The following is a 22,237-nucleotide window of genomic DNA, read 5'->3' as shown; positions in this document are numbered from 1 at the left end:
GCCTTGCTGCGCACCCGGGTGTCGTCATTACGGTGTTTCAGGAACATCCCCTTGGAGGTCCTGAATGCAAGCGGAGCGAGGGCGGGCCTGGGTGCCCTGGCTGGTGACGGTGCTGGTGGTGCTGCTCGCGGGTGGCGTGCTGTACCTGGCGCACCGGGGCTCGGTGCAGGCCCAGGCGCAGGCGGAGGAGGCGCGCAAGGCGGCGGACGAGGCCACCGCGCGCGCCCGTGACGCGGACGCCGCCCGTCAGCAGGCCGAGGAGAAGCTCGCGGCGCTGCAGACCGAGCACACGAAGCTGACGACGGAGAAGGAGCAGCTCAATACGGAGAAGGAGCAGCTCACCCAGACGGTGCAGGAGCAGGAGGCGGAGCTCGCCAAGCTCAAGGCCACCTATGACGACCTGCAGGACAAGATGAAGGCCGAAATCGCGGAGGGCGCCATCAAGCTGTCGCAGGCCCAGGGCCGCATCCAGGTGGACCTGGTGGACAAGGTGCTCTTCGACTCCGGCGACGCGAGCATCAGCAAGCGCGGCCAGGAGGTCCTCAAGCGGCTGGGCGGCGTGCTGGCCAAGGTGGATGACAAGGCCATCCAGGTGTCGGGCCACACGGACGACTCGCCGCCGTCGCAGAAGCTGCAGACGACGTTCCCCACCAACTGGGAGCTGTCCGTGGCGCGCGCCGTCAACGTGGTGCGCTTCCTCCAGGAGCACGGCAACGTGCCGGCGCGCCGGATGCTCGCCGCGGGCTATGGCGAGATGCGCCCCATCTCCGCCAACGCCACCCCGCAGGGCCGCGCGCGCAACCGCCGCATCGAGGTCCTGCTCATCCCCGACCTCGCGGCGAAGAAGGCCGGCGTGAGGACGGCGCGCGACACGCGCTGAAGCCAAGACACGCGTGAGACATGTGACACGCCCCCTGGGCCTGAAACATGTCTCACGCGGGCAGCCCCGCTACTTCTTCTTCACGGACTCGAGCAGCTTGCGGAAGGCCTTCTCAGACGCCGCCACGCTCTTCTCCGGCCCGGTGAGCTTGAAGAACAGCGCGCCCTCGGGCCCCTCCACGATGGCGCCCAACAGCCGGTAGCCGGGCTTGGGCGTGGACGGGCCCATCATCGGGCCGCCGCCCGCGTACGTGCCCTTCACGTCCACCGTCGTCACCGGCATGCCGTTGAGCTTCTCCGTCTTCGTCTTGGCCGCCTTGTCCACCGGCTTGCCGTCCGCCGTCTGGAACTGGCCCAGCCACCGCTTCACGTTGGCGTCCACCGCGCCGCCCTGGCCCTGGCCGAAGTAGAACACCGCCAGTTCGCCCCCCTCCGCGTCGCCCTTCGCCGCCGGCAGCTTGTACGTCGCCGCGCGCATCGGCCGCTCCCCCTGCGCTTCCCACTCCTTCGGCGCCGTCCACGTCAGCCCTCCGGCCTCCTGGGCCGACGCCACCATCGCCACGCACATCACCAGCACACTCAGCAGTCGGTTCATCCGCTGAGCGTACCGGTGTTCGAGCCCGGCGCAGTGTGTCAATGACAGACGGTGCCACCCGGGCATACGGTCGTGCATGACTGACACGACGCGTCAAGTCCCATCGCTTTCGGCCAACCCACTTACGTGGTACGCCACGCGACTGTCACCTAGTCCTGCAGTCCAATCCTGGACTCGGAGGGGGTTGTATCCATGAAAAAGGCGTTGTTCCTCGGGGCTCTGGCCCTGGGCACGGTAGCGTGTGATCCAGAGATCGCGCAGGACCCGGCGGTCGACCCGGCCGACGTCCAGGTCGCGGAGTTCGACCCCTCCGCGTCGCCTGCCGTCGTCCCCTCTCCGAATGACCTGGCCATGGGGGTGGATGCCAATGGCGACCCCATCGTCAACGCTCCGGCCAACCCGAACACGCCCGCCGCGGAGCAGGAGTTCACGCGGGACTACCTCAACACGCTCAACGGCTTCCCGACGACGGCCATCGCCACCACGGTGGTGAAGAACCTGAACCCGGAGACGGTGAACGCGTCGACGGTCAAGTTCATCAACCTGTCCGCGGCCGTCACCGGCCCGGTGACGCCGACCATCGGCTACCGCGAGGCGACGAACCAGATCACCGTCATCCCGCCGCAGCCCCAGGGCTGGCCCAAGGGCGGCAAGTACGCCGTCGTCATCGTGGGCGGCGACAAGGGCGTGAAGACCAAGGACGGCAAGTCCATCATCGGCACCGCCACCTGGTCGCTCGCCAGCTCCACGCTGCCGCTGGTCAACTGTCCCGACAACAACCTGGCCTCCGACAACTGCACGCTGGCCACCGAGCTCATCCCGTCCTCGGAGCGTGACCCCGCCGCGCGCCTGGCGGACCAGCTCAACAGCGCCAAGCGCCTGGAGCAGATGCGCCGCGGCTACGCGCCCCTGCTGGACCTGGTGTCCGCGCAGAACGGCCTGGACCGCAACGACCTGGTGCTGGCCTGGACGTTCAGCATCATGAACCAGCCGGAGATGACGTTCGACCCCACGAACAGCATCATCCCCTTCCCCAACGACCTCCTGCGCGTGCCGCGCACGGCCACCGCCCCCGCGCGCCTGAACCTGCCGGTCCCCCCGGGCACGGGCACGGTGCAGGACCTCATCAAGGGCCTGAACACCCTGGATGGCTGGTCCACCACGGCCCCCATCATCTCCGAGAACGGCCCCACCCGCGGCATCATCGAGGCGGACCTCAAGGTCGACCCGGCCACCGTCGCGCTGGGCAAGCAGGTGCTGTTCGTCAAGCTGACCCCGGGCGGCAGCCAGCCCAAGGTCAAGGTCTGCATCAACTGCGCGTCCAGCTCCAAGCGGGACGGCTCGGCCGCGGACCCCGCGCCCCAGCAGCTGCAGATCATCCCCGAGATTCCGCTCGACCCCGCCAGCCAGTACGCCGTGGTGGTGCTGCGCGGCGTGAAGGAGCAGGCCGCCGAGGGCGCCAAGGCCCGCGCCGTCGCGGTCCCCGCGGCCCAGGCCCTGATGAAGCTCGCCTCGCCGCTGTTCGTGGACGGCAAGAGCCAGATTTCGGCCGTGCCGGACGCCACCGCCGCCGCGGTGGAGCCCGCTCGCGCCGCCATGAAGCCCCTGTTCGACGCGCTGGCCGCCAACGGCATCGCGCGCAAGGACATCCTGCTGGCGTGGGCCTTCACCACCCAGAGCACGCACACCGTGCTGGACTCGCTGCACAAGGTGCCCGCCTCGCCGCTGCCGGACTCCCCGGTGTCGCTGGTGGACCAGACGGCCAACATCATCGGCGCCATGGAGGCGCTCAGCCTGGAGCACCAGCACGTGGGCCGCGCGCTCGCGGGCACGTTCCTGTCGCCCTTCCTCCTGGATGACGTGAACGGCGCGCTCAACCCCGCGCGTCCCCAGCACCTGGACCACATCCCGTTCCTGCTCATCCTGCCGGCCACGCCCGCTCCCGCGGGCGGCTACAAGACGGTGGTCTTCGGCCACGGCCTGGGCGGCAACCGCACCGACGCGCTGGCCATCACCAACAAGCTCAACGAGGCCGGCTACGCGGTCGCCGCCATCGACACCGTGTTCCACGGCGAGCGCACCAGCTGCGCGGGCATCACCGCCGCCTCCGGCACGGGCCCCATCACCACGCCCGACATGGCCTGCTCCACCGGCACCTGCGACGTGACGCCGGGCAGCGCCACCTTCGGCCGCTGCGTCGCGCCGGACACGGCCATCGCCTGCAACCCGGTGGGTGGCGGTGACGCCACGTGCGCCGCGGCCGGCCAGGGAGTGTGCCTCAACACCGGCAAGTGCGAGGGTGGCGACTTCCGCCGCGCCTCCGCGGGCAGCCCCCCGGTCGTCTCCAGCTGGAACTTCCTCAACCTCACCAACCTGTTCGCCACGCGCGACAACTTCCGTCACCACGTGCTGGACATCTCCCAGTTCACGCGCGTGCTGGCGAGCGACGGCCTGCGCGGCATGCTCAACCAGATGTCCGAGGGCAACTACATCAACGCCACCACGGTGGACTACGTGGGCCAGAGCCTGGGCGGCTTCCAGGGCACCCTGTCCGCGTCCGTCAACGAGCGCATGCGCCGCGTCGCCCTCAACGTCCCGGGCGGCGACCTGGTGGACACGCTGCTGACGTCCACCAACCCGACGTTCGCCGCGCGCCGCGAGGGCTTCCTGTCCTTCCTCGAGTCCGTGGGCCGCGTCTCCGGCACCCCCGGCTTCGACGAGTTCATCGTCCTGGCGCGCACCATCCTGGACCCGGCCGCGCCGCGCAACTACGGCTGGTACCTGGAGAACTTCGACAAGGCCCCCGAGGGCCGCGAGGCGTTCATCCAGTACATCCAGGGTGACGAGGTGATTCCGAACCCGGTGACGCAGGGCCTCATCGCGTCCGCCAACCGCACGGGCGCGACGCGCACGGTGCAGAGCTACATGGCGCAGATCGACCCGCTGCCCACGTCCGCCCGCCACGCGTTCCTGCTCATCATCAACGCGCAGGACCCGGGCAACGCGTTCCTCCGGAGCGTGCGTGACACGGCCCAGGCCCAGGTCATCCAGTTCCTCAACACGGGCACGGCGAACGAGTAGTCCTGACGGACAGGAAATAGGGGAATGACTCACATGAAGAAGACACTGTCCCTCGTCGCGCTCCTGGCCGCGGGTAGCTCCCAGGCGGCCGGCTTTCAGATCAACACCCAGAGCGCCCGCTCCTCGGGCATGGGCAACGCGGCGGCCGCGTGGCTGGACGACTCGTCGGCCATCTACTCGAACGCCGCGAACATCCTCGGTGTGAACAAGCTGGACGTGCAGATTGGTGACACCGGCATCCTGCCGGCCATCAAGTTCACGCCCGACAACGGCACCGAGCAGGGTCAGAAGACGACCCTGTCGCCTCCGCCGCACCTGTTCCTGGTCTACAAGCCGTTCGACCGGGCCGCGGTGGGTCTGGGCATCTACACGCCCTTCGGCGCGCGCAGCCGCTGGGAGGATGGGTTCGTGGGCCGCTTCCGCGCCCAGGAGTCCGCGCTGTCCGTCTACAACATCAACCCGACGGCGGCGTACCAGCTCCACGAGCGCTTCCGCGTGGGCGGCGGCATCAACATCTACCGCTCCACCCTGGAGCTCAAGCGCGCCCTGGGCTTCGTCGAGTCCGAGGGCCAGGTGCACCTGGGCGGCAGCGACTGGGGCTGGGGCTACAACATCGGCGTCCAGGCCGTGCTGTGGCCCAAGCTGGTGACGTTCGGCCTGCACTACCGCAGCGCCGCGGACCTGTCGTTCAAGGGCCAGGCGGACTTCCAGAACGTGCCGGTGGAGTTCCAGACGCGCCTGCCGGACACGCGCGTGCAGGGTGACGTCACGCTGCCGGCCACCATCGCCGCGGGCATCGCCGTCACGCCGCTGGAAAATCTCAAGATCGCCTTCGACGCGAACTGGGTGGACTGGTCCTCGTTCCAGGAGCTCGCCATCGAGTTCCCGGACAACCCGGCCATCAACAACCCGCTGCCCAAGCAGTGGCGCGCGAAGTGGAACTACCACCTGGGCGCCGAGTACGGCGTGACGCAGGCCTTCCAGGTCCGCGCCGGCCTCATCTACGACCCGGCCCCCAGCCCGGGCAGCACGCTGACGCCGGACCTGCCGGACGCGAACCGCTTCGGCGTGTCCGGTGGCCTCGGCTACAACTGGAACGGGCTGCGCGCGGACTTCGCGTACCAGTTCGTCAGCCTCTCCGACAAGGAGAGCTCGGCCCCGGGCATGTCCGGCGTCTACAACGGCTCCGCGCACGTGTTCGGCCTGACGCTCGGCTACTCCATGTAGTCGGCTGACGCCGCGCCGGTCCGCTCCGCCGGGCTGGCCGCGTCGCGACACGCCCGGGTCTCCCGCATGGGGAGCCCGGGCGTCGTCGTTTCAGGGCTCGCGCCTCAGACGCGCAGGTCACCGTCGTGCAGCACGCGGCCCGACGCCAGCACGCGCGCGGAGCGCTGCAGCCGCTCGGTGCCCATGCGCATCAGCTGTCCCTTCAGGCCCGGCTGGCTGAGCAGGTGCTTCTCGAACGCGGCGCGAGGCAGCCGCAGCACCACGCCCACGCCCTCCGCGCGCACCGTCGCGGACACCGGCTTGTCGAGCAGCAGGGAGATTTCGCCGAACACGTCCCCCTCGTGCAGCTCCGCCAGCGCCACCCGTCGGCCATCCGGATGAAGCAGCCACGGCGTGCACCGTCCACGCAGGAGCACGTAGAAGGCGTCACCCGGCTGCCCCTGTGTCAGCAGCACCTCGCCCTCGGCGATGGGGCGCAGGCTGAAGTCCAGGCTGAGCGCGGCCTTCTGCGCGGGCGTCAGCCGGCTGAGCAGCGGGTTGCTGCGCAAGAGGTTGTCCACCAGCCTGCGCCGGTAGAAGTCCTCCACCACCCGCGCCACGCGCGGCTGGCGCGCGGACACGGACGAGAGCGCCTCCCGCGTCAGCTCCAGCAGCACCGCGCGCTCGGTGACGACGACGCTCGCCAGCCGCAGACCCTCGGACACCAGCGCCAGCTCGCCGAAGACGTCCCCGGGCGCCACCGCGCCCACCACGGCGCGCTCCCCGTTCTCCAGCGCGCGCGCGACGTCCGCGCGGCCCTCCACCAGCACGAACATGGACGCGCCCGCCTCGCCCTCTTGCACCACCGGCTGGCCGGGGAAGAAGGCGCGCGCCTGGAGCACGTCCACCAGCGCGACGAAGTCCTCGCGGCCCAGCCGGGAGAAGAGCCCCGAGACGCCGTCCTCACACGCCTCCGAGCACAGCGCGAAGCGCTCGGCCAGCGCCGCCTGGGTGCGCGCCCTCACGGAGGCCGGCGCACCCAGGCGCCCCAGGGCCACGCACGCGGCCACCGCGCGCAGGGGTTGCAACGCCTTGGCCCAGGCCAGCGCGGCGGCCTCGTGCGCGGCCGCGGCGTCGCTCGTACGGCCGAGCCACTCGAGCAGCTCCGCCACCTGCTGGCGCACCTCCGCGTCGTCGGGGGCGTGCTTCAAGAGCGCCTGGTACTCGGCGAGCGCCGCCTCCAGCTGGCCCTGCCGGGCGAGCTGGACCGCCCGCGCCCTCCCCTCGACACGCGTGTCCGCCATCCCGCCATCCTACCGTCCCCGCGCGTCCTACGTGCTGAGCACCCGCACCCGCTCCGCCAGGTTGTGGGTGAACAGCCGGTAGATGCGCAGGGCCGCCGCCTCGTGGGTGGCCAGGTAGTGCTGGAAGTCCGCGCGCGTCACACGCAGGGCCCTCACCGTGGAGCTGGAGCGCACGTGCGCGGACGTGGGCCCATCCAGGATGAGGGAGATTTCCCCCAGCCACGCGCCGGGCCCCAGCGTGTTGAGCCGCCGGGCCTCCGGCCCCGGACCGCTCGACACCTCCACCGTGCCCTCCAGCAGCACCAGGAGCCCCGTGCCCCGCGCGCCCTTCTCCAGCACCGTGGTGTCCTCGGGGATGACCACCTGCCGCGCCACGCGGTAGAGGTCCTTGAGGTCCTCCAGCGCCAGCTCCCCGAAGATGGGAATCGCCTTGAGGTACTCGTACCCGTCGGGCGTCGCGCCCGGCCGCTCGGCCACCGGCGACGAGGACTCCCCGGACGCGGGCGAGCCATCACTCAAGCCCAGGTGCCGGAGCAGCCGCAGGTGCTCGGCCTTGAGCACCTCGTCCTCGCGCGCGGCCGCGGACTCCTGCCGCGCATCCGCCAGCAGCACCAGCGCGCGCATGGACTCCCCCTGCTCGTCGAGCAGCGCGCACATGCGCAGCACCGCCTCGCGTCGGCGGGGGTGCTCGGACGGCACGCCGCGCAGCGCCTCCAGCTCCGCGTGCGCGTAGCCCAGCGCGTGGTACACCTCCGCGGCCTCCAGGGGACGCTGCAGCCGCGTCAGGCAGTGCGCCATGGACTCGCGCGCCTCCAGGGAGCGGTACAGCTCCAGCGCCCGCTCCAGCGCGCCGCCGCGCTCGAAGGCCGCCGCCGCTCTCGCGGGCTCTCCCGCGCGAAGCCACGCCTCCGCCGCCATCAGCAACGAGCCCGCCTGCTCATGCAGCGTCGCGGCCTCGGCGTCCGCGCCCTGGGCCTCCAGGAGCCGCGCCGCGCCCGCGAAGTCCCGGGCCCGCCGCAGCACGTCCACCAGCGCCGTGCGCGCCTGTGCGGGCACGTTCGCGGAGTCCACCAGCACGCGCTCGCGCTGCCCGGGGGACAGGTCCTCGTAGGCCCGCACCGCCACGTCCACCGCTCCCTGCATCACCGCCTCCCACACCGAACGTGCAGGGCCACCCATGGGCAGACGTCGCCCCCGGGCGCCCTCCTCGGGAATGAGGTCGGACCTCTCCGCGGCCCCCGCCATGTCGTGCTCCCCCCTGCCACAAGTCTGCGTCGTGCGTACCAGACCGGCCGCCACGAGGCGAGTCCCCCACGGGTCACCCGCACCCGTGAAGTGGTGGCTGCAAAACCTTCCGCCCACACCATCGCCACGTGGGGTGGGGTGGCAAAGCGCCGCACCCGTCCGCACGAAACCCTCCGCTATATGTGGGAGGCCCAATCGTTAAGGTCCGGGATGGGCCGTCACCATCCCGGGAGCCCCGTCATGTCGCATCAGCACCCCCACCGTTGGAGCCAGGTCCTCTGCCTGCTGGCCGTGTGCGCCGGGACGACGGCGAGCGCCCACGCGGGCCTGCCCGAGACGTCCAACGTCACCCTCCGCCGAGGCCACCCGGAGGACTTCTTCCTGGGCGCGACGTTCGGCGCGGTGATTTCGCGCGACGCCGGCAAGACCTTCCGGTGGATATGCCCGGACGCGATGGGCTACGGCGGCTGGAACCCCACGGCCTACCTGTGGCGTGAGGCCGGCGACATCATGGCGGCCACGGGCAGCGCGCTGCTGCGCTCCCCCGACGGCGGCTGCTCGTGGAACACGCACCCCTACTTCAAGGACACCTGGGTCTCCGGCCTCGCGGCGCACCCCACCGATGACCGCGTGCTGTACGTCGTCACCTCGCGGCACGGCAGGCCCAATGGCCTGTACCGCTCCCAGGACGGCGGCGAGACGTGGGCCCCGTCTCCCCTGCTGCGCCAGGGCCTGGTGCTCAACGCGGTGCGCGTGTCCCCGGCGAACCCCCAGCGCCTGTACGCGACGGGCAAGGAGGAGGGCCGGATGCTCCTGCTGCGCAGCGACGACGCGGGAGAGACGTGGCGCGAGGTGGTGCACACGCTGGCGCCGCTCTTGTTGCCTTACGACTTGATGGTGGAGGCGGCGGACCCGGTGTCGGCGGACATCGTGTGGGCGCGCGTGTCGTCGCAGGGCTCCACCTTCATGCTGCGCAGCGACGACGGCGGCGAGACGTTCGTCAACGTCTCCGAAATCCAGGACGTCTTCATCAACATGGAGCTGTCCGCCGACGGCAAGACGACGTGGGTCGGCACGCTCAACCACTTCTTCCGCGGCCCCTCCACGGGCCCGCTGGACATGCTGACGCTGCCCACGGGCAACGCGTGCGTGCTGCGCCAGGGCGACACGCTCTACGGCTGCGGCTCCACGTGGCTGCACGACTGGGCGCTCGCGCGCAGCACCGACCAGGGCAGCACGTGGGAGCACCTGTTCGGCCTCTACGAAATCCAGGGCACGCACCACTGTCCGCGTGGCACGCCGGTGCGGGACCTCTGCCCCAGCCGCTGGCCCCAGCTGGCCGAGCAGCTCGGCGCGCCGCTGTATCCGGATGGCGGCGTCGAGGAGCCGACACCCGAGGACGCGGGCACGCCCGACGCGGGAGCGCCCGACGCGGGAACCCCCGATGCAGGCTCCACTCCTGAACCCCCGCCTGGTCCCAAGGGGTCGGGAGGCTGCGGGGCGATGGGTGGGAACATGGCGCCGCTGCTGATGTTGCTGTCCCTCTTCACCCTGCTGCGCCGTGGTCGGCGGCGTGTGCACTCCACGACAGGTCCCCTCCCATGAAGCCCCTCTCGCGAAGCCTCCTCTGGACCACCTCCGCGGCCGCCCTGCTGGCCCTGACCTCCGCCTGCGGTGACGACGAGCCCACCGGCTCCCAGTGTGGCGAGCCGCTCTACGGAGGAGACGCCACGGACGAGGCCTGGCGAGCGCTCGTGGACGCACGGAGTCTGGCGAAGGCGGACGCGGAGGCCACGGCGCTGTCCTCGCCCCAGAGCAACACGCGCTATGCCTTCGACGCGGCGGCGCCGACGTGGACGTGGGACTCGTCGCTCGCCCAGGCGCTGCCCCGCTCCAGGCCCGCGGGCGCCTTCGACACCGCGCGCACGATGCTGGCGACGGTGGGACAGTGGCTGCTGCCCACCGCGCACGCGCACCTGCCGCCCTTCACCGGGGACATCTACTGGGTGCAGGTGACGGTGCCCGGGCGCGAGTGTCCGGTGGAGATGCTCACCTCGAACCTGTCCTGGCAGCTCGACGCCGCGACGTGGGACACGCTCAAGGCCAACGCCGGCAAGGACCTGTCCGTGCAGGTGACGAGCGCGTACCTGCTCCAGAACCGCATCCAGGAAGGGCCGTACCTCCTGGCCCAGCCCGTCACCTTCCGCATCGAGCCGGAGGCGCCATGACGCGACGACTCGCGCGCGCGTGGGTGCCCGCGCTGGGACTGCTGCTCGGCGCCTGCTCCGAGGAGAAGAGTCCCTTCGACGGCGTGAAGCCCCCGGACGGCCTTCAGTACGAGCACGAGACGCCGTGGACCGAGGGCAGCACCGTGCCCCCTCCCGGTCCGGGCGGACGCGTCCTGGTGACCAACAGCCTGGATGACACCGTGAGTCTGTTGGAACTGGATGGCGCCACCACGCCGGGCTGGCGGGAGCTGGCGCGCGTGCCGGTGGGGCTCAACCCGGTGGAGCTGGAGGGCCCCCACCACACGGCGGTGTCACCGGATGGCGCCTTCTATTACGTGGGCATCTCCAACTACGTGCCGGGCGGCGGCTCGGGTCCCCACGGCGCGCACGGCACGGGCTCGGATGACGGCTACTGCCTGAAGCTGGACGCGCGCGACAACCGGCGGGTCGGCGCGGTGCGCGTGGACCCCAACCCCGGCGACGTCATCGTCAGCAAGGACGGCAAGACGCTGTACCAGTCGCACTTCGACACGCTGAAGATTGTCGAGGTGGCGCGGCGCGGCGGCACCGAGGAGGAGATGCACGCGCGGCTGGCCATCATCGACGCGGAGACGATGACCCGGAAGGCCATGCTTGAGGTGTGCCCGGCGCCGCACGCCATCCGCCTGTCCCCGGACGAGCGCACCGCGTACATCGCCTGCTGGTCCGACGAGGTGGCCATCGTCGACCTCACCGCGCTCACCGAGAAGCCCCGGCGCGTGAAGGTGGCCCCCGGCGCGGGCACCGCCATCGCCCCCCGGCACCAGCCCTACGCGCTGACGATGTCACCCACCACGGGCGACGTCTGGGTCAGCTCCATGGCGAGCCGCGAGCTGCAGGTGCTGGAGTCCGCGACGAACACGATGAACGCCGCGCGCACGATTCGCCTCGCGGGCGCGCCCATGTTCGGGGACTTCAGCCAGGACGGGAAGACGCTCTACGTGCCGTACCAGGGCGTGGAGGCGCTGCTCGTCATCGACGCGGCCACAGGCAACATCCAACGCGAAATCGACCTGGCGCCCGAGGGCTGTCTCAACGCGCATCAAGCGACGCTGACGCCGGATGGCAGCCACGCGCTCGTCGTCTGCGAGGGCGACCACGTGGGCCCCGGCACGCTGCACGCGGTGAACCTGGCCGATGGCGCGGTGGTGAATACCGTGCGCGTGGGCATCTTCCCGGACTCGGTGAGCATCCTCGGAGGTCGACGATGAGCCGCGCGTCCTGGAAGCTGTGGCCCTGCGTGGCGCTCGCGCTGTTCGCCTCCGCGTGTGGTGACGAGGCCGAGCCGCCCACCGCGGCGGAGTACGGCGAGCTCTTGTTCCGCGACGCGCGCCTGTCGGAGAGCCAGTTCAACGCCTTCTCCTGCGCCACCTGTCACGCGACGACGCCCACGCCGCTCGATGGCCGCATGGACTCCGGCTACACGCTGCACAACGTGGTGTCGCGTCCGGACTGGTGGGGCGGCTACGAGACGAACCTGCTGGACGCGGTGAACTTCTGCTACGTCAGCTTCATGCGCGGCGTGCAGCCGCTGCCGGTGGACTCGCCCCAGAGCCGCGCGCTGTACGAGTACCTGGTGAGCATCAGCCCGGATGCCCAGGCGCCCGCCCTGCCCTACACCGTGGTGAAGGACATCGTCGAGGTGCCTCGCGGCAGCATGGAGCGCGGACAAACCGTGTATCGCGCGGCCTGCCAGGAATGCCACGGTGAACTCCATACAGGCGCGGGGCGCCTGACGGAGCTGGCCTCCATCCTGCCGGAGGTGACGCGGGATTACGACGAGCTCTTCCCGGGTATCCCCCACTCGCTCGTCGTCATCGAGAAGGTGAGACACGGCCAGTTCTTCCACATCGGCGGCAACATGCCCGCCTACAGCCTGGAGGCCCTCTCCGATGCGGACATGGGAGCGCTGCTGACGTACCTGGGGCTGTAGTAGGAAACCCGCATGGGTTTCTTCAAGAAGCTGTTCGGGTTCGGGAAGAAGGTCGAGGACACGCAGGCGGCGGTGGACCCTCGGGAGTACCTGCTGCGCGAGACGGAGTCGGTGTTGAACGCCGACCCCGCCGTGTCGCAGGTGACGCGCCTGCCGGGCGAGTACGGGTTGAGCTTCCTGTACCACGGCAAGGAGATGCGCACGTACCTGGAGAACCTCTTCGCGGAGACGCGCGAGGTCTCTCCCGAGGAGCGCACGCGCATCATCGAGCGCTTCATCAGCGCCATCTCCAGCCCGAGTGGCAGCTCGCTCACCTGGGAGGAGGCTCGCGAGCGGCTGCTGCCCGTGCCGCGCGCGGCCTCGTTCGGCGGCCAGATGCCGACGGGCGCGCACGCCTCCAGCTTCATGGTGGAGCGGCGCACCATCCCCTTCCTGCGCGAGCTCTTGGTGGTCGACCTGCCGGAGACGAGCATGTACGTGCAGCCCGACCTGCTGGAGCAGTGGGGCGTCAGCGTGGACGAGGCCTTCCAGGCCGCGTACGCGCACCTGGACACCCTGCGCGACGTGGGCGTGGAGCTGCAGGAGGAGCGCCCCAGTCCGCTGTGGTCGGTGGACTCGAACGACACCTACGAAGCGTCGCGGCTGCTCCTGCCGGGCTTCCTCGCGTCCTTCGCGGGCAAGGTGAAGGGGCGCCCCGTGGCGGCCATCCCCACGCGCTCCATGATGCTCATCACCGGGGACCAGGACCCGGTCATGCTGGAGCGATTGTGCGACGTGGCCGAGCGGGAGCACGAGGCGAGCTCGCGCGGCATCTCCTTCGCGCTCTACACGGTGGATGACGCGGGCCGCGTGGTGCCGTACCGGCGCCCGGGTGACGACGCGCTCGCGCAGCGCATCCGCGGCAACCACGTGCGCTTCGCCATGGTCGAGTACGGCGAGCAGAAGGCGCTGCTCGAGGCCCAGCACCAGTCGAGCGAGCTGGACGTGTTCGTCCCCAGCTTCAGCGTCATCGTGCGCGAGCGGGACAGCCGGCCCATCTCCTGGTGCAGCTGGGCCCGCGAGGTGGACTCGATGCTGCCGGAGACGGACGTGGTCATCGTCGAGGCGGCCCAGGAGGGCTCGGACGAGCTGTGCATGGTGCCCTTCGCCGAGGTGCTCCGGTTGGCGGGCCACTGCCTGACGCCCGTGCCCGGGGCGTGGCCTCCGCGACACCGGACGCTGTCATGGCCGGACGACGCCGTGCTCGAGAAGCTGCGCGCCGCGAAGGTCGACCCCGGCAGCATCGTCGACCCCTGAGTCGAGCGAGGTCAGCCGGCCTCCGGCCCGTGCGTCCGCGGCGCGCCGTTTCACACCAAGGAGATGACGAGATGCTCGCCTGCGTGGACGTGGACTACCGCGAAGACCTCACCGTGGCCGCGTGCGTCTTGTTTCGCGATTGGGTGGACGGTGTGGAGGCCGGGCACCACGTGGACCGCGGGCCTCGCGCGGCGGAGTACGAGCCCGGCCAGTTCTACCGCCGGGAGCTGCCCCACCTCTTGCGCGTGCTCGCCCTGGTGACCCAGCCGCTGGAGGCCATCGTCGTCGACGGCTACGTCTGGCTCGGCCAGGACAAGCCGGGGCTGGGAGCCCACCTGCATGAGGCGCTGGGGCGCGCCGTCCCCGTCATCGGCGTGGCCAAGACGTCCTTCCACTCCAGCGACGTCGCCCTGCCGGTGCTGCGCGGCCAGAGCCAGCGCCCGCTGTTCGTCAGCGCGGTGGGCCTGAGCACCACCGCCGCCGCCGAGTCCATCCAGCGCATGCACGGCGCCTCGCGCATACCCACCCTGCTGGGCCGCGTGGACCGGCTGTGCCGCGAGTCGTGAGCGCCCCTGACACGCGCGTCGCGCCCCTGCGCCCGCGCCGTGTCCCCCACGTGTCACTGTCGCTCTGAGACCGAGGGCCCCACCCCTGGTATGGGCCTTGCTGGATGGGCGGCCCCATGCGCCCATCGCGTCGTCCTCGGAGTCATCATCTGGTGACGGGGTTGCTCCTCGCCCTCGTCATCTCGGCGTGTCCCCCGGAGCCTCGCGCCCTCACGCGCGCGGAGGTGGAGTCCATCACCTTCACGCGGCTGGAGCGCTTCAGCTCGGAGGCGGAGCTCGACGCGCACCTGGCGCGGGTGGAGGCGATCCGCTCGAGTCTGGCCACGGGGGGCGGCCCCGTCATCGGCTGCGGCGGTGAGCACGCGGACGGAGAGCCGTCCCCGCAGACACCCGACGAGTCGGAGCCCTCCATCACCCACAACCAGGAGGCCGGCGTCGACGAGGGCGACATCGTCAAGGCGGTGGGGGACTGGTTCGTGGTGCTGCGGCGGGGACGGCTCTTCACGGTGCGCCAGGGGGAGGGCGTGCTGGAGCCGGTGACGCAGGTGGACGCGCACGCGCCGGGCTTCACCCGAGGCACCTGGTACGACGAGATGCTGGTGTACGGACGGCGCATCGTCGTCGTGGGCTACAGCGCATCGGTGAACGCGACCGAGCTGGGCCTGTTCCGCCTGGACGACGCGGGCGGGTTGACCCACGAGGCCACGCACTTCCTCAGCTCGAGCGACTACTACTCCAGCCGCAACTACACGAGCCGGTTGGTGGGCGGCACGTTGGTGTTCTACCTGCCCTATCATCCCCTGTCGGGCGGCACGGTGTCGCTGCCGTCCACGCGCGCGTGGGTGCGCGGCAACGAGACGACGGCCTGGCGCCCCATCCTCTCGCGACTGGAGGTGTTCAAGCCGGTGCAGACCACGTTGCAGCCGATGCTGCACACGGTGGTGCGTTGTGACCTGGACGCGGCGGAGTTCACGTGCACGGCCAGCGCGTTGATGGCGCCCGTCTCGCGGACCTTCTACGTGTCGCGGGACGCCGTGTACCTGTGGGTGTCTCCGGGGTTCGAGTGGTGGACGGTGGAGGGCGGAGCGCGGAGCACGACTCCGGACTCGGTGGTGTATCGGTTGCCGTTGGACGGGGGGGAGCCCGGGGCGCTTCGCGCGCGAGGGGCACCCATCGACCAGTTCTCGTTCCGGCAGAATGAAGACGGGCACCTGGATGCGTTGCTCGTGGCCACGGGCCAGGGCGATTCGATGTGGGGGCCGGAGCTGACGCGGGGCGATGGACGCTTCGCGCTCCTGCGTGCGCCGGTGGCGGCGTTCGACGCGGAGCTGCACGGGCTGCGCGCGGAGCACCTCACGGTGCTGCCGGGACCGGTGACGGGCACGCTGCGCAATCGCTTCGTGGGGGACCATGTGCTGTGGGGTTCGGGCGATGCGACGAATCAGGGTTCGAGTCGAGGTGAGCACGCGGTGTGGGTGACGGACGTGCGCGTGCCCTCGGACGTGCATCGGTTGGCGCTGGAGCACTCGGTGACGCGGCTGGAGCCGCTGGGGAGCACGGGCGCGCTCGTGGTGGGGCAGGACTTGTTCGGGTTGAGGTTGAGCACGCTGGCGCTCACGGAAGGTGGGCCCGTGAGGAGTGACTCGCTCTCGCGCCCCGGAGCGACCCAGGGCGAGACACGCAGTCACGGGTTCTTCTTCAAGCCGGATGGGACGGGGGGCGGCGTCATGGGCTTGCCCGTGCGGATGCAGGGGGGCTCGTGGAGTCACTTGAGATACGGCTCCGCGGAGGTGTCCTTCCTGCGGGTGGGCGCGGGATTGCGATTGTCGAGCCTGGGCGCGCTGGAGGCGTCCACGGAGGCTCGTGATGACGGGTGCACCAGGTCGTGCACGGACTGGTACGGCAACGCGCGCCCCATCTTCTACCGGGACCGCGTCTTCGCGTTGATGGGCTATGAGCTCGTCGAGGCCCGCGTCACCGAGAGCGCCGTCGAGGAGTCGTCTCGCGTGAGCTACCTGCAGCCGGGGCGCTGAGGCCGCCCGGGAACGTGGGTCCGCACACGAAGGCAGCAGGCCGACGAGGTGCCTGCCTGCACGCCGGGAGCGTCACGGTCGCCTCACCGACGTCCGCCACTCCGTGACGCTTCCCCTCGCGGAGGACATGGGCGACAACAGGGGCATGCACCGTCGTCACTTCCTGCGATTCGGCGCCCTGGGGGGCGGCACGTTGGCCCTCGGCAGCCTGGGCTTCTGGCGCAACGTGTACGCCGCGCCGCCCACGCCGGGCATCGGCCCATATGGCGCCCTGGCGGACGTCGCGGACGCGAACGGGCTTCGCCTGCCGCGTGGCTTCACCTCCCGAGTCATCGCGCGCAGCGGCGACATGGTGCCGGGAACGGACTACGTGTGGCACATGGCACCGGACGGCGGGGCCTGCTTCGCCCAGCCGGATGGCGGGTGGATCTACGCGAGCAACAGCGAGGTGTCCCCGGATGGTGGCGTGTCCTCGGTGCGCTTCGACGCGAAGGGGCAGGTCACGGGCGCGTGGCGCATCCTCTCGGGCACCCACCTCAACTGCGCGGGCGGCCCCACGCCCTGGGGGACGTGGCTGTCGTGCGAGGAGCACCGCCAGGGGCTCGTCTGGGAGTGCGACCCGACGAAGCCGGGACAGGGTGTGGCGAGGCCCATGCTGGGCGCCTTCGTGCACGAGGCCGCGGCCGTGGATGAGCTGGGCCGGCGCCTGTACCTCACGGAGGACACGCCCACCGGGCGCTTCTATCGCTTCACGTCGGCGAAGTGGCCATCGCTCGAGGAGGGCACGCTGGAGGCCGCGCAGGTCATCAGCGATGCACGCTCGGGCGCGCGGGTGCGCTGGGTGCCCGTCTCGCCGCTGACGTCCGCCGCGCAGCAGGCCAACGCGAAGGAGACGACGGTGTTCGCCGGCGGCGAGGGCTGCTGGAGTGAAGGCGGCATCGTGTACTTCACGACGAAGCACGACAACCGCGTCTGGGCGTACACGCCGCTGACCCACCGGCTCGAGGTGCTCTACGACGCGGCGACGTACCCGAGCGCGCCGCTGCGAGGCGTGGACAACCTCACCCTGTCCAAGGCCCGCGAGGTGTTCGTCTGCGAGGACGGCGATGACATGCAGCTGTGCCTGCTCACGCCGGACCGGAAGGTGACGCCATTCCTCCAAGTGGTGGGGCACCCCGGTTCGGAGCTGGCGGGCGCGGCCTTCAGCCCCGATGGCAAGCGGCTCTACCTCAGCTCGCAGCGCGGCACGGATGGGCGCGGCGTGACGTACGAGGTGTCGGGTCCGTTCAGGACGCGTCCCGCATAGCCTGTCGCATGGCGACCAGCTGGACGAGCATCCCGCTGGAAACCTCCCCCCTCTCGGGCATACCTTTTCAGGGCGATGGGAGCCCCGCCCCCCTCACAGCTCGGACTGTTCGACCCGGCCGGGCCCGCGCGCGAGGAGTCCCTTCCACGCGCCAGCACCCGCCCCGCCCGTGGGCCGCGAGCACCACGAACGGACAGCGAGCCGCTGACGCCAACCGCGTCATCCGACCGGGCCGCGCACCGTGCCGCCCGCGTGGTCGACGAACAGCAAAGCCCGCTGCCTCTGAAACGAGGTCATGAAGTCGAGCCGGCGTCGCCGCCCGCTGCGAGACCGCACGACGGACGCCGCCTTCCCCCGCTCCAAGACGGCCTCGATGTCGAGCCGGCATCACCTCCCCGCGCGGAGCCACACGACGGGCGTCGTCTCCCGGAGCGCGAGGACGCCCTCCTGCAGGCCGCGAGCCTCGCGCGGCGGCTCTCGCAGCTCCTCGGCGCGCCCGTGCACCTGCGCCTCACCGACAACCGAGCCACGCTGGTGAGCTTCCGCCGCGTCCCCCAGGGCCTGCGGCTGCGCGTGCACCACCTCTTCCTCGAAGCCCCTGACGACGTCGTGCGCGCCATCGCGCGCTACGCCGCGCGCTCCGACGCCAGCGCGGGCGCGCTCCTCGAATCCTACGCACGCGAGCACCAGGACCTCGTGCGCCGCGAGCGCCGCCCCGGCAAGGCGCTGCGCTCACGCGGCCGCTGCTTCGACCTGCGCGCCGTCCAGTCGCGCCTCAACGCGGACTGGTTCGACGACAGGGTCCAGGTGGACATCGGCTGGGCGCGTCGCCCGTCGAAGGGCCGCAGGCGCTCCATCCACCTGGGCGGCTACGACGCGCGCCTGAGGGAAATCCGCATCCACCCCGCGCTGGACCGGCCCCACGTCCCCGCCTTCGTCGTGGACTACCTCGTCTTCCACTCCATGCTCCACGCCGACCTCCACGAGGAGGACGGCGACGGCCTGGACGCCCAGGGCCGCTGCGCGCCGGGACACTCGCCCGCGTTCCTTCAACGGGAGGACACCTTCCCCCTGAAGGACGCCGCGCAACGCTGGCTTCAGGACAACCACACCTCCCTCTTGCGCGGCTGAGCGTCAGGCCGTGCGCAAACGCGCGCGCTCCGGCCACACCACGGATGGTCATGCGCCCGAGCGCCCTGCATGCTCCCCGGCCATGCGCTACTTCAGCGTCGACGAGGCCAATCGACTGGTGCCGCTCCTGAGCCGCACCTTCGAGCACATCCGCCCCTGGGTGGAGCGGGTGCAACAGCTCGTGGAGACGCTCGGCACGCCCGAGGGCAAGGCCCTGGCCAACCACGAGGCCCTGCGCGAGGAGCGCGACGCGCTGCTCGAGAAGGTCCGCGTCGAGCTGCGCCAGTTCCACGAGATGGGCCTGGAAATCAAAGGCGCGCAGGGGCTCGTCGACTTCCGGGCCCACCGCGGTGAAGAGCCCGTCTACCTGTGCTGGCGCATCGGCGAGCCCGCCGTCTCGCACTGGCACGGCATGTATGACGGCTTCTCGGGACGACGCCCCATCAACAGCCCGGACGAGTTCGCCCCCACCTACCTGAGCTGAGCGCCCTCACCCGCCGAAGCTCTTCTGCAAGAGCGACAGCTTGTTGCGCGCGGACATCAGCTGCTGACGCAGCGACTCCGCCTGCCGCGAGATGTCGTTGAAGTCCTTCTCCTCCGCGGCCTGGCTCAGCGACTGGGCCTCGTCGGCCACCTCGCCCATGCGGTCCTGGAGCGACTGGAACGACGTGGCCAGCGCCGCGTTCTCCTCGGGCGTCTTCGCCTGCTGGCGCTGCGCGGCGAACTCCTGCATCCGCACGTTGAGCTCACCGGCGCTCTGCCCCAGCGAGCCGTAGCGCACGAGCAGGTCCTTGAAGATTTCGGTGCGCTGCTGCAGCTCCATCGCGCGCGCCTGCACCGCCTCCGCCTGGGTCTGCTGCCGGTCACGCACCTGGGAGATGGCGCCCACCAGTCCGGCGACGCGGGCGCGCAGCTCCTCGTCCATGTCCGCCAGCGCCTTGAGGGTGGCGGAGGCCTTCTCCAGGTGCTTCTCCGCCTGGAGGGGCGCGTCCTGGAGCTGCTGGGCCAGGGCCTCGAACCGCTCCAGTCCCTCGTCGAGGGAGCGGGCGGCCGTGACCAGCGTGGATTCCTGCGGTTTGTCTCGCTTGCTCATGAGCGGCGGCACCATCGCACGCACGCGGCCCGGCCGGGGGAGGACTTGGGAGGGAAAACGAGTGGGGCCTGCACGCCTTGCTGCCCGGCGGGCTCGGGCGAGGGCACAAGCGCCGCCTCCTCCACGCTCGCCAGAGGCCCTCATCGTCCCCACCTTCCCGACATCCCGTAGTGCTGTCTGTCGCGAGGTTCACACATGACCAGGGCCCACTCCTTCTCCGTGCTCGTCACCGGCGCCACCGGCCGGCAGGGCGGTGCCGTGGCGCGCCACCTGCTCCACCGCGGACACCGCGTCGTCGCCTATGTCCGCAACCCCGACGCTCCCGGCGCGCGCGCGCTGGAGACGCTGGGCGCCGAGCTGGCCGTGGGCACCTTCGACGACGTGGACACGCTCGCCCGCGTCGCCGAGGGCGTGGACGCCTTCTACGCCATGGCCACGCCGTTCGAGTCCGGCGTGGCGATGGAGATACGCCATGGCATGAACCAGGTGAACGCCGCGCGGCTCGCCGAGGTGAAGCACTTCGTCTACACCTCCGTCGCCGGGGCCGACCGGCTCACGGGCATCCCCCACTTCGACAGCAAGCACCGCGTGGAGCTGCACCTGCGCCAGAGCGGCCTGCCCTTCACCATCCTGGGGCCCACGTTCTTCATGGAGAACCTCACCAGCCCCATGTTCGAGGAAGGCCTGCGCGCCGGCGTGTTCGCCATCGGCCTGCCGCCCACGCGCGGGCTGCAGATGGTGACCGTCGAGGACCTGGCCGCCTTCGCCGTGAAGGTGCTGGAGAACGGCGAGCGACACCTGGAGCAGCGCATCGACGTGGCCTCGGACGAGGTGACCGGACAGCAGGCGGCCGGGCTGCTCTCCATGGTGAGCGGGCACCGCATCCACTTCGAGCAACTGCCGCTGGAGTACATCCGCGAGCGCAGCGAGGACCTGGCGGCGATGTACGAGTGGCTGGACCGGGTGGGCTACCACGCGGACATCCTCACGCTGCGGCACGACTATCCGGACGTGCGCTGGCACACGTTCGAGGACTGGGCGCGGCAGCAGGATTGGAGCAGCCTGACGTCCCCCGCGTGGCCGCACGCGGCCGCGGAGCCCACGCCGCCCGCCAGTCAGTGAGGCCCCTCTGCGCTCGGCGGCGTTCCGGGGTGGCGCCGCTCCCTCGGGCGGCGTGAGGCACGCGAGGGTTACCTTTCCAGCAAAGGAGAGACATCCCATGCGCGCGCTCGTGCCGCTCGTCGCCCTGTTGGTGGCGGCGGGCTGTGCCTCGAATACCAACACGTTGAAGCCCACCACGCAGGCCCAGGTGCTGCCCGCGGACCAGGACTCGGCCGTCGCGGAGGGCGCGGGGGTGAGGTTGGTGGCGGACGCCTCCGCGTGGAAGGGCTCGCCGGCGAACCTGGAGCGCACCCTCACGCCCGTCTACATCCGGCTGGAGAACCAGAGCGGCAGGACGCTGCGCATCCGCTACGAGGACTTCTCGCTCGTGGGCACCGAGTCGCGCTTCCGCTACTCCGCGCTGGCGCCCTTCTCGCTCAGGCAGTCGGCCCTCTCGTCGATGGACGAGGGCACGGGGGGCTCGGGGCGCTCATGGGTGTACATGGGCGGAGGGCTCCGGTGGGGCTCGCGCTTCGGTCCACGCTGGGGCAGCCCGTTCTATCCGTTCTATGGGCCGTACGGCCCGGGCCCCTACGCGTACCAGTGCGAGGAGCCGCTGCCGACGCAGGACATGCTCCGTCAGGCGCTGCCCGAGGGAACGCTGGGCGACGGCGGCACGGTGCAGGGCTTCATCTATTTCCAGGTGGTCACGGGCCGCGAGAGCGGCGTCGTGCTGGAGGCGCGGCCCGTCGACGCGAACAGCGGTGAGTCGCTGGGCACGCTCGACATCCCGTTCCAGGTGGGCAAGCGCTGAGGCTCAGTGCAGCAGCATCGCCGCGCGTGACGAGGCCGCGCGGCGGTGGCCGTTGAGCAGCGAGGCCTCCTCGTTCACGCCCAGCTCGCGGCGGATGTCCTCGCCGCGCAGGGGCAGGCCGAACAGGGGCCCCATCAGCACCAGGTCCAGCGAGGCGGCGACCAGGGGGCCGAGCCCCAGCAGGGCCAGCCCCGCGCCCTTCGCCGACCCCGCGCGCAGTCCCCCCAGCACCAGACAGGACCCGGTCACGATTCGAAGCCAACGTCCCGTCCGCGATGCCATGAAGCCGACGACCATGCGCACACCTCCCCGGGCCAAGATGGGCACGCTCCGGCGAGCGACCACGGGGTGATGCTGCGTATCCAGCCGGGAAGCAGGCCGCCGGGC

At 71.0% G+C, this 22,237-nt stretch carries 20 protein-coding genes; 15 read left to right on the top strand and 5 right to left on the bottom strand.

The features are described 5' to 3' along the window. The first annotated feature begins 64 nt into the window (after positions 1-64). Positions 65-880, top strand: coding sequence for an OmpA/MotB family protein (locus tag VZQ01_RS22455; protein WP_223751165.1), 816 nt, complete (start codon positions 65-67; stop codon positions 878-880). Between the two features lie 69 nt (positions 881-949). Here the strand turns inward: VZQ01_RS22455 and VZQ01_RS22450 are convergent, their stop codons facing one another. Continuing rightward, positions 950-1,474 carry a hypothetical protein gene (locus tag VZQ01_RS22450; RefSeq protein ID WP_426744406.1) on the bottom strand — a complete coding sequence of 175 codons (525 nt, stop codon included), beginning with the start codon at positions 1,472-1,474 and terminating at the stop codon, positions 950-952. A gap of 192 nt (positions 1,475-1,666) precedes the next feature. On the opposite strand from VZQ01_RS22450, the gene VZQ01_RS22445 reads away from it, so the two are divergent. Together VZQ01_RS22445 and VZQ01_RS22440 are read left to right on the top strand one after the other, a co-directional pair. Continuing rightward, positions 1,667-4,555: a hypothetical protein gene (locus VZQ01_RS22445; protein ID WP_408888805.1), complete on the top strand. Its 2,889-nt coding sequence runs from the start codon at positions 1,667-1,669 to the stop codon at positions 4,553-4,555. A 33-nt stretch (positions 4,556-4,588) separates the two neighbouring features. Then, positions 4,589-5,782 carry an OmpP1/FadL family transporter gene (locus VZQ01_RS22440; protein WP_248545451.1) on the top strand — a complete coding sequence of 398 codons (1,194 nt, stop codon included), beginning with the start codon at positions 4,589-4,591 and terminating at the stop codon, positions 5,780-5,782. A gap of 104 nt (positions 5,783-5,886) precedes the next feature. On the opposite strand, the gene VZQ01_RS22435 is transcribed toward VZQ01_RS22440, so the two are convergent. Continuing rightward, entirely contained in the window at positions 5,887-7,065 is a 1,179-nt protein-coding gene (locus VZQ01_RS22435; protein WP_426744404.1) for a cyclic nucleotide-binding domain-containing protein, read from the bottom strand. Between the two features lie 27 nt (positions 7,066-7,092). Beyond that, a complete protein-coding gene (locus VZQ01_RS22430; protein ID WP_408888803.1) occupies positions 7,093-8,310 on the bottom strand; it encodes a cyclic nucleotide-binding domain-containing protein in 1,218 nt (405 codons plus the stop codon). 240 nt (positions 8,311-8,550) lie between these two features. Here VZQ01_RS22430 and VZQ01_RS22425 point away from each other — a divergent pair, with 240 nt between their 5' ends. From VZQ01_RS22425 to VZQ01_RS22380, 10 genes are all read left to right on the top strand, one after another. Continuing rightward, complete coding sequence (locus VZQ01_RS22425) at positions 8,551-9,915, top strand: WD40/YVTN/BNR-like repeat-containing protein (RefSeq protein ID WP_223783898.1); 1,365 nt, start codon at positions 8,551-8,553, stop codon at positions 9,913-9,915. Beyond that, a complete protein-coding gene (locus VZQ01_RS22420; RefSeq protein ID WP_408888802.1) occupies positions 9,912-10,538 on the top strand; it encodes a hypothetical protein in 627 nt (208 codons plus the stop codon). The genes VZQ01_RS22425 and VZQ01_RS22420 overlap by 4 nt, the downstream gene beginning before the upstream one ends. Further along, positions 10,535-11,788, top strand: a complete 1,254-nt coding sequence (locus VZQ01_RS22415; protein ID WP_223783896.1) for a YncE family protein — start codon at positions 10,535-10,537, stop codon at positions 11,786-11,788. The genes VZQ01_RS22420 and VZQ01_RS22415 overlap by 4 nt, the downstream gene beginning before the upstream one ends. Next, positions 11,785-12,510, top strand: coding sequence for a c-type cytochrome (locus tag VZQ01_RS22410; RefSeq protein WP_426744401.1), 726 nt, complete (start codon positions 11,785-11,787; stop codon positions 12,508-12,510). Before VZQ01_RS22415 ends, VZQ01_RS22410 begins: the two co-directional genes overlap by 4 nt. A gap of 12 nt (positions 12,511-12,522) precedes the next feature. Further along, positions 12,523-13,806: a DUF1444 family protein gene (locus tag VZQ01_RS22405; RefSeq protein ID WP_426744399.1), complete on the top strand. Its 1,284-nt coding sequence runs from the start codon at positions 12,523-12,525 to the stop codon at positions 13,804-13,806. Between the two features lie 71 nt (positions 13,807-13,877). Continuing rightward, positions 13,878-14,372, top strand: a complete 495-nt coding sequence (locus VZQ01_RS22400; RefSeq protein WP_426744397.1) for an endonuclease V — start codon at positions 13,878-13,880, stop codon at positions 14,370-14,372. Between the two features lie 116 nt (positions 14,373-14,488). After that, on the top strand, positions 14,489-16,405 hold the full coding sequence (locus VZQ01_RS22395) for a beta-propeller domain-containing protein (protein WP_426744395.1): 1,917 nt from the start codon (positions 14,489-14,491) through the stop codon (positions 16,403-16,405). 127 nt (positions 16,406-16,532) lie between these two features. Continuing rightward, positions 16,533-17,711 (top strand): alkaline phosphatase PhoX, encoded by a 1,179-nt coding sequence (locus VZQ01_RS22390; RefSeq protein ID WP_426744393.1) that lies wholly within the window; start codon positions 16,533-16,535, stop codon positions 17,709-17,711. 498 nt (positions 17,712-18,209) lie between these two features. Next, a complete protein-coding gene (locus VZQ01_RS22385) occupies positions 18,210-18,842 on the top strand; it encodes a hypothetical protein (RefSeq protein ID WP_426744392.1) in 633 nt (210 codons plus the stop codon). A gap of 82 nt (positions 18,843-18,924) precedes the next feature. Beyond that, positions 18,925-19,326, top strand: coding sequence for a DUF2203 domain-containing protein (locus tag VZQ01_RS22380; RefSeq protein ID WP_046716838.1), 402 nt, complete (start codon positions 18,925-18,927; stop codon positions 19,324-19,326). 6 nt (positions 19,327-19,332) lie between these two features. Here the strand turns inward: VZQ01_RS22380 and VZQ01_RS22375 are convergent, their stop codons facing one another. Then, complete coding sequence (locus tag VZQ01_RS22375; protein ID WP_223751180.1) at positions 19,333-19,935, bottom strand: hypothetical protein; 603 nt, start codon at positions 19,933-19,935, stop codon at positions 19,333-19,335. Between the two features lie 195 nt (positions 19,936-20,130). Between VZQ01_RS22375 and VZQ01_RS22370 the strand changes: the two genes are divergently transcribed. Continuing rightward, on the top strand, positions 20,131-21,057 hold the full coding sequence (locus VZQ01_RS22370) for an NmrA/HSCARG family protein (protein ID WP_223751181.1): 927 nt from the start codon (positions 20,131-20,133) through the stop codon (positions 21,055-21,057). Between the two features lie 97 nt (positions 21,058-21,154). Further along, entirely contained in the window at positions 21,155-21,850 is a 696-nt protein-coding gene (locus VZQ01_RS22365) for a hypothetical protein (protein ID WP_223751182.1), read from the top strand. A gap of 3 nt (positions 21,851-21,853) precedes the next feature. Here the strand turns inward: VZQ01_RS22365 and VZQ01_RS22360 are convergent, their stop codons facing one another. Continuing rightward, a complete protein-coding gene (locus tag VZQ01_RS22360; RefSeq protein WP_223751183.1) occupies positions 21,854-22,099 on the bottom strand; it encodes a hypothetical protein in 246 nt (81 codons plus the stop codon). Between the last annotated feature and the right edge of the window lie 138 nt (positions 22,100-22,237).

This window comes from Myxococcus faecalis (genome assembly GCF_050039385.1).
Classification (GTDB): Bacteria; Myxococcota; Myxococcia; order Myxococcales; family Myxococcaceae; genus Myxococcus; species Myxococcus fulvus.
Note: the sequence above shows the minus strand (reverse complement) of the source record. Positions and strands in the feature narration are given on the sequence as shown.